General features: G+C 42.8%; 4 protein-coding genes. All 4 read right to left on the bottom strand.

Annotated elements, in window-relative coordinates:
• Window positions 1–152 precede the first annotated feature (152 nt).
• Window positions 153–1,700, bottom strand: coding sequence for an L-glutamate gamma-semialdehyde dehydrogenase (pruA, locus tag GD441_RS14855; RefSeq protein WP_153126563.1), 1,548 nt, complete (start codon window positions 1,698–1,700; stop codon window positions 153–155).
• Window positions 1,701–2,064: 364 nt separating this feature from the next.
• Entirely contained in the window at window positions 2,065–3,234 is a 1,170-nt protein-coding gene (locus tag GD441_RS14850) for a CamS family sex pheromone protein (RefSeq protein WP_153127214.1), read from the bottom strand.
• Between the two features lie 12 nt (window positions 3,235–3,246).
• Window positions 3,247–5,253, bottom strand: coding sequence for an NAD-dependent DNA ligase LigA (gene ligA, locus GD441_RS14845; protein WP_153127213.1), 2,007 nt, complete (start codon window positions 5,251–5,253; stop codon window positions 3,247–3,249).
• 27 nt (window positions 5,254–5,280) lie between these two features.
• Window positions 5,281–7,521 carry a DNA helicase PcrA gene (gene pcrA, locus GD441_RS14840; protein WP_153127217.1) on the bottom strand — a complete coding sequence of 747 codons (2,241 nt, stop codon included), beginning with the start codon at window positions 7,519–7,521 and terminating at the stop codon, window positions 5,281–5,283.
• Window positions 7,522–7,541: the final 20 nt, after the last annotated feature.

Here is a 7,541-nt window from a genome sequence, read left to right as displayed (position 1 = left end):
CTATTGGAGTCACCGAGGGTTAAGAAGTCTAACTGAAAGGTATCAGACTCTACGTCATACTTAATTGAACCGCCGTATACCGAACGGTACGTACGGTGGTGTGAGAGGTCGGGGGTTAGTCACCCCCTCCTACTCGATTTCCTTCATTTTTATTAAAACATTTCAGACGTTGTTTTTGCTTGCATGTGAAGTACGAGGTAGTCAGGGCCGCCTGCTTTTGAGTCTGTTCCGGACATGTTGAAGCCGCCGAATGGCTGGTATCCAACGATCGCGCCTGTACATCCTCTGTTAAAGTATAGGTTCCCAACATGGAAGTCTTCACGTGCTTTTTCAATGTGTGCACGGTTGTTTGTAATAACAGCGCCTGTTAAGCCGTATTCTGTGTTGTTGGCAATTTCAATCGCATGATCGAAGTCCTTTGCCTTTGCGAATGCGACCACAGGTCCGAAGATTTCTTCCTGCATGATGCGTGCTTTCGGATCGACATCGGCAATGATCGTTGGCTGGATGAAGAAGCCTTTGGAGTTGTCTCCCTCTCCGCCTGTCATCAATCTACCTTCTTGCTTACCGATTTCAACGTACTCCATGATTTTCTTGAAGGCTGCGTTGTCGATTACTGGACCCATGAAGGTAGTTGGATCAGTCGGATCGCCCACTGTTAATTCTTTCGTTAATTCAACTGCGCGAGCCAGCACTTGATCGTACACATCTTCTACGATCACCGCACGAGAACATGCAGAGCATTTTTGACCAGAGAAGCCGAACGCGGATTTCACGATCGATTGAGCGGCTAATTCTAAATCTGCATCGCTATCTACAACGATGGTATCTTTACCGCCCATTTCTGCGATCACTCGTTTTAGCCAGATTTGGCCTTCGTTTACTTTCGCAGCACGCTCGTAAATGCGAATGCCCACATCACGAGATCCAGTGAAGGAGATGAATCGAGTGCGAGGGTGATCGACTAAGTAATCTCCGACCTCAGCCCCGCTGCCAGGTACGAAGTTTAGAACGCCGGCAGGAAGACCTGCTTCCTCCATCACTTCAACAAATTTAGCGGCAATAATTGGTGTTGTAGAAGCTGGTTTTAATAGAACCGTGTTTCCTGTTACGATAGCCGCTACTGTTGTACCTGCCATGATCGCAAACGGGAAGTTCCAAGGAGAGATGATAATGCCTACTCCAAGTGGAATGTAGTTATATTGGTTGTATTCGCCAGGACGGCTTTCTACCGGAACACCGTCTTTTAGCTTCAGCATTTGACGAGCATAGTACTCTAAGAAATCAATTGCTTCTGCAGTATCTGCATCTGCTTCGTTCCAAGGCTTACCTGCTTCCTTCGTTAAAAGGGCAGAGAACTCATGCTTGCGGCGGCGAATAATCGCAGCTGCACGGAACAAAATGTCAGCACGGGATTCCGGCTTCACTTTTCTCCACGTTTTAAACGTTTCGTCCGCAACCTGCATCGCTTTTTCAGCAAGCTCACGGTTCGCTTTCGATACGCGACCAATTACTTCCTCTTTGTTTGCCGGGTTGATTGAAACAATTTTATCTTCTGTAGAAATACGCTCTCCGCCAATGACAAGATCGTAGTCTTGGCCAAGATAGGATTCTACTAATTTCAAACCTTCTAAATAGGCTTTTTTGTTGCTTTCTTCTGAAAAATTTGTAAATGGTTCATGCTTGTATGCCTGTACCAACTCCAACCCCTCCTATGTCATATTCATCTATCATTCTAACTGATTATACTCACGCATTCAAATAGCACTGTGTAAACGATTTAAATTCAGAATTTTCAACATAAAATGACACTTCCATCAGTGGGGGTCTTTATCCCCTACTGATTAGCCTGAGGCCCACAGGATGTGGGTCACACAGACGTTGCCACACGACGTGGCGGTTTTAGTCTGTGGTTCTTATTATCGGGCTTTTACGGGCAGTTGACACCCACATAGTACTTCATTGATTCATCTAAGTCTATAAGTGGGGGTCCTACTGCCCGGTATGCAGGACAAAAGAAAAAATACCCTAACCGGTCTGATAGCCGATTAAGGGTATTTTTTTCTACTGATAAATATGGACAAACGGTTCTTTTTGATCTGGCTTCCTTACGATTAAAGCCTCTGGTCCGTACACGGATGTAACAGAAACCTGTACCGAGATGTAATCCGGGAAGTGTTCCATCACAAGTCCCGTCACATATTGAGTAAAGCCGATTGCCTCGGATTTCCCATAAAATTGAATAGGGATTGTAATATTTACATCTTGCAGCTGATCATCCACATAATAGGCACGACCTACAACACCGTTGTAATTTGGAAAATATTTTTCGACGTCCTGCTTAAAGTTCTTGAAAAATGTAACGTCATCGCGATGCTTTTCCTCTGCTTCAGTTGAAGGGAACAGGACGTATTCTTCATTTACCTTTTCCCAATCACGGATTTGTGTTGACCCTTTTCCAACATTGGTATAAGCGAAAAAGTGACCAGGAACAACGGAAGAGCGAGGTGCTTGTTCGTAAAGAGCGATTGTAATCGGAACATCCTTTAAATCGTCCATTTTACGAAGACGTACTAGTACCTCTTGAGCAATCTTCTTTCCTTCCCTTTCCATTTCATCATGAGGAATTTTCGTATCGTAGACAGCACCGAATTCTTCCTTTTGGTAATAATGGACAGAGTTTAATGCCAATCCTATGACAACACCGCCCAACGCAACGGATTCCTCGCCATTTTTGACCATATAATTATGCTCCAAAATGTGAGACAGATAAATAGGATTTTCTTTGTTCCGTTTGTGAATATCCCCTTTGCCTGTGTCAACTGGGTTGAGTCCGAGGTTTTCAGATTCCTTCATTTTCTTATCCTTTAGCTGTGCTGCCGTGTATTTACGATTAAGCCAGCTTCTAGTCGTTTTCGAATCCAAGTATTGTCCTTCTTTAAATAAATATTTTTCCGCATCGAAATTTTGCTGGGCGATACGCATCAATCCCATTTCCATTTCGTTCACATCGTAGCGAGTGTTTAAATTGGATACTACTAAACCGCGGGATTCGCTTGGTTCAAAGGGTAAAATCGTCCGGTAGTATTGATCGGATATTTTATATTTCGGAATAATCGCCTTCTCTTTCGATTTTTCCGTTTTTTGCACGACTTCCTCCTGCTTATCAAATTGCGGAGCACAACCTGAAAGAAGCAGCAATAAGGTCATTCCGATCAAAGAAATTTTTTTCATGCGTTACACCTCTTATTTCTTTAATTCTTCGACCAATCTCTCCTCGTTCCAAACCTCTATGCCTAACTCTTGGGCTTTTTTTAGCTTTGAGCCTGCGTCTTCTCCTGCAATCACCAGGTCTGTTTTTTTACTTACACTACCAGCTACATTCCCACCCAATGCTTCAATTTTTTCCTTAGCTTCGCTTCGAGACATATTCTCAAGCTTACCAGTCAAAACAATCGTTTTTCCGGCAAAAATTGAATTGGACTCCTCAGCTGATACCGGCTTTGGTCCTTTATATTCCATATTGACTCCAAACGATTCCAGCTCAGCCAAAAGCTCTTGAACCTCCGGCTGTTCAAAAAATGTAACAATGGAATCTGCCATTTTTTCACCGATTTCGTTGATTGCCGTTAATTGTTCGTAGGTAGCATTTCGCAGTGCTTCCATCGTTCCAAACTCTTGAGCGAGCGTTTTAGCTGCCTTCGCACCAACATGGCGAATTCCAAGTCCAAAAAGAAGTTTTTCTAAAGAATTTTGCTTGGAAGCTTCAATAGCATTCAAGAGGTTATTGACGGATTTTTCCCCCATCCGTTCAAGGTTTAAAAGCTGCTCACGAGTCAGCTTGTACAAATCCGCAACATCCTCAATTAATTTTTCATGAAAAAGCTGACTGATTACTTTTTCGCCGAGCCCCTCAATATTCATTGCATTCCGCGAAACAAAGTGGATGAGTCCCTCACGGATTTGCGCAGGACATTTAGGGTTTATACAGCGAAGAGCTACTTCTCCTTCCAACCTGATTAAATCACTATGACATTCTGGGCAGTGTGTTGGCATCATAAAGTCCTTTTCCTCACCGGTTCGGCGATCAGGAAGAACATTGACTACCTCAGGAATAATGTCTCCCGCTTTTTTCACTACAACGAAGTCGCCAATTTTAATATCCTTTTCACGGATAAGGTCTTCATTGTGAAGGGAAGCCCTGCTCACTGTTGTACCTGCAACCCTTACCGGATCTAAAACCGCTGTCGGAGTAATGACACCTGTTCTGCCCACATTCAGTTCGATATCGAGAAGCTTTGTAACGACTTCCTCAGCCGGAAACTTATAAGCGATCGCCCAACGAGGGCTTTTTGCGGTTGTCCCAAGCTCTGCCTGCTGGGAGAGGGAATCAACCTTGATTACAATGCCATCTATATCGTAAGGAAGATTCGGACGCTTTTCTACCCATCCTTCAATATACTCTAAAACCTCTTCAATTGTAGCACATTTTTTCCGTTCTTTATTGGTTTTAAAGCCTAATTCATCCAGTAAATCAAGCCCTTCACTATGGGATTGAATACCTGTTTCTCCAGGGTCAGCTATACCGTATAAAAAGACATCCAAATTGCGGGAAGCGGCGATACGTGGATCTAGCTGACGCAAGGAACCTGCTGCTGCATTACGCGGGTTTGCAAAGGGTTCTTCTCCACGTTCTTCTTTTATTTTATTGAGAGCCTCAAAAGATTTTTTGGGCATAAAAGCCTCGCCGCGCACTTCGATTGTGAGAGGCTTCTTTATTCGTAAAGGAATAGACTTGATCGTTTTTAAATTAGCGGTAATATCCTCCCCTACTGTACCGTCTCCACGAGTGGCACCCTGTACAAATAATCCCTCTTCATAACGCAGTGACACTGCTAAACCATCAATTTTTAATTCGCAAACATATGAAACATCGTTTCCAACAGCTTGGCGAACTCTCCGGTCGAAATCGCGCAAATCCTCTTCGTTAAACGCGTTACTAAGGCTTAACATCGGCGTGCGATGCTCTACTTTTTCAAACATTTCAAGCACAGCACCGCCAACTCGCTGAGTAGGAGAATCTGGCGTTTTCATTTCCGGATATTGCTCTTCAAGCTGTATTAACTCACGTAATAACTGATCATATTCGGAATCCGGAACAGATGGCTTGTCTAAAATATGATATTCATAATTATATTGATTTAAAAGGTTTTGCAGCTCGATTATTCGCTTTTGAGCAGACGTTGCATCCATACGTAACAACCCTTTCTACAATTTCCGTTAAACTTTTTGGATTGGCGCAAACTTAGCGAGCAATCGCTTAATGCCAATAGGACTAGGAAATGCAATATCTAATTCCTTGCCCTCTCCTTCGCCTTTCACGCTAACTACCGTTCCAATTCCCCATTTTTTATGCTCTGCTTTATCTCCGACATTCCATGCAATTTCGTCTCCTCCTGTGCTAACTGGAGCTGAAACCGAGCGAATCTCAGCTTGTCGTCGAATGGATTGAGGCGTGCCTAAGGTTGATGCGCCTCTTGAACCAGACATAAAGCTTGGCATGTTCTTTTTCCTTTCGGCGCCTACATCTTCCAATAACTCTTCGGGAATTTCAGAGATAAAACGGGACACTTGGTTAAAATTGGTGCGGCCAAATAGAGTACGCATTTGAGCGTTCGTAATATACAGCTCTTCTTCTGCACGGGTAATCCCTACATAAGCTAAGCGGCGTTCTTCCTCCATCTCTTCTTCATCCATTAATGAACGGCTATGAGGGAATACACCTTCCTCAAGTCCAAGGAGAAAAACAACCGGAAACTCCAACCCTTTTGCTGAATGAAGTGTCATGAGTGTCACAGCATCCTGCGGAGTACCTTCCTCATCGAGAGAATCAATGTCCGCAACAAGCGCCAAGTCTGTCAGGAAAGCCACTAAGCTTTTATCTTCATTATTTTCTTCAAAATTTTTCGTAACAGATAAAAATTCCTCTAAGTTTTCAATCCTGCTTTGCGCTTCCAAAGATTTCTCTTCTTTCAGCATTTCCATATAACCCGTCTTCTCTAAAACTTCTTCTACCAGTTCTGTGACGGATAAATACTCCTGCATTTGCTCATACCCTTTGATTAAGTCTCTAAATTCTTTAACAGCCTTCGTAATTTTTGGACTAAGGCCTATTAGGTCGATGTCCTCAAGTGCTTTGAAAATAGAAGTATCCTGCATAAGAGCGAAATTGGCGATTTTATCTAAAGAAGACGAGCCAATACCACGCTTAGGAACATTAATAATACGGCGCAAGCTAATATCGTCATCTGGATTGGCAATCAAGCGCAAATACGCAAGTATGTCCTTAATTTCTTTTCTGTCATAGAATTTGATGCCCCCGACAATCGTGTATTGGATATTAGATTTCAGCAACACTTCCTCCATTACACGGGACTGGGCATTCGTTCTGTATAGAATGGCAAAATCCTTTAAAGATCTGCCTTTTTTCGTAAGCTCCAGAATTTTTCCTGCTACAAACTGGGCTTCCCCTTGCTCGTTATCTGCTTGGTAATAGACAATTTTATTGCCTTCAGAATTCTCCGTCCAAAGATTTTTCGGCTTTCTGTTTACATTATTGGCAATCACTGCATTGGCTGCTTGTAGAATTCTTTTTGTAGAGCGATAATTTTGCTCAAGAAGAATAACATTAGCGTTTGGATAGTCTTTTTCAAAGGAAAGAATGTTTCCGATATCCGCCCCACGCCAGCGATAAATCGATTGATCGGAATCCCCGACGACACAAAGATTCTTGAAACGAGCTGCTAACAGCTTAACCAGCATATACTGAGCACGGTTTGTATCTTGATACTCATCGACATGGATGTACTGAAACTTGCGCTGATAATACTCCAGCACTTCAGGAACACGGGTAAAAAGATGGATCGTCGTCATGATTAAGTCATCGAAATCCAATGACTGATTTTTTAATAGCCTCTTTTGATATTCCTTGTAAACGTCAGCTACTACCTGCTCGTAGTATCCGCCTGCCGTTTTTTCGTATTCATCCGCATCGATCAATTCGTTTTTTGCTGAGCTGATCGTTGCCAATATGGAACGGTAATCAAATTTTTTCGGATCGATGTTTTTATCCTTCAAAATCTGCTTAATGACAGATTGCTGATCCGTTGTATCCAAGATGGAAAAATTACGGTTTATACCAATTCTGTCTATATCTCTTCTTAAAATTCTTACACACATGGAATGGAAAGTGGAAATCCATATCTCATCTGCAGCTCCGCCCATTAATGCTTGAATACGTTCTTTCATTTCACGAGCCGCTTTGTTTGTAAAGGTAATGGCAAGGATATTCCACGGCGCTACTTCTTTTTCTACCATTAAATAGGCGATACGATGTGTCAAAACGCGTGTCTTTCCACTACCGGCACCTGCCATAATTAATAGAGGTCCGTCCGTCGTTTTCACAGCCTTTTGCTGCTGAGGATTTAAGCCGCTTAATAAACGTTCTGATAAAAATTGCATATTCATATTTCACCACCAAT

Origin of the sequence: Peribacillus tepidiphilus, assembly GCF_009466385.1 — a bacterium.
In the GTDB taxonomy this organism is placed as follows: domain Bacteria; phylum Bacillota; class Bacilli; order Bacillales; family DSM-1321; genus Bacillus_BN; species Bacillus_BN tepidiphilus.
This window is presented reverse-complemented; position numbering and strand designations above follow the sequence as displayed.

Coding starts and splice junctions, on each gene's coding strand:
- GD441_RS14850 (WP_153127214.1), bottom strand. CDS start 3,234: ATGAAAAAAATTTCTTTGATCGGAATGACCTTATTGCTGCTTCTTTCA.
- ligA (WP_153127213.1), bottom strand. CDS start 5,253: ATGGATGCAACGTCTGCTCAAAAGCGAATAATCGAGCTGCAAAACCTT.
- pcrA (WP_153127217.1), bottom strand. CDS start 7,521: ATGCAATTTTTATCAGAACGTTTATTAAGCGGCTTAAATCCTCAGCAG.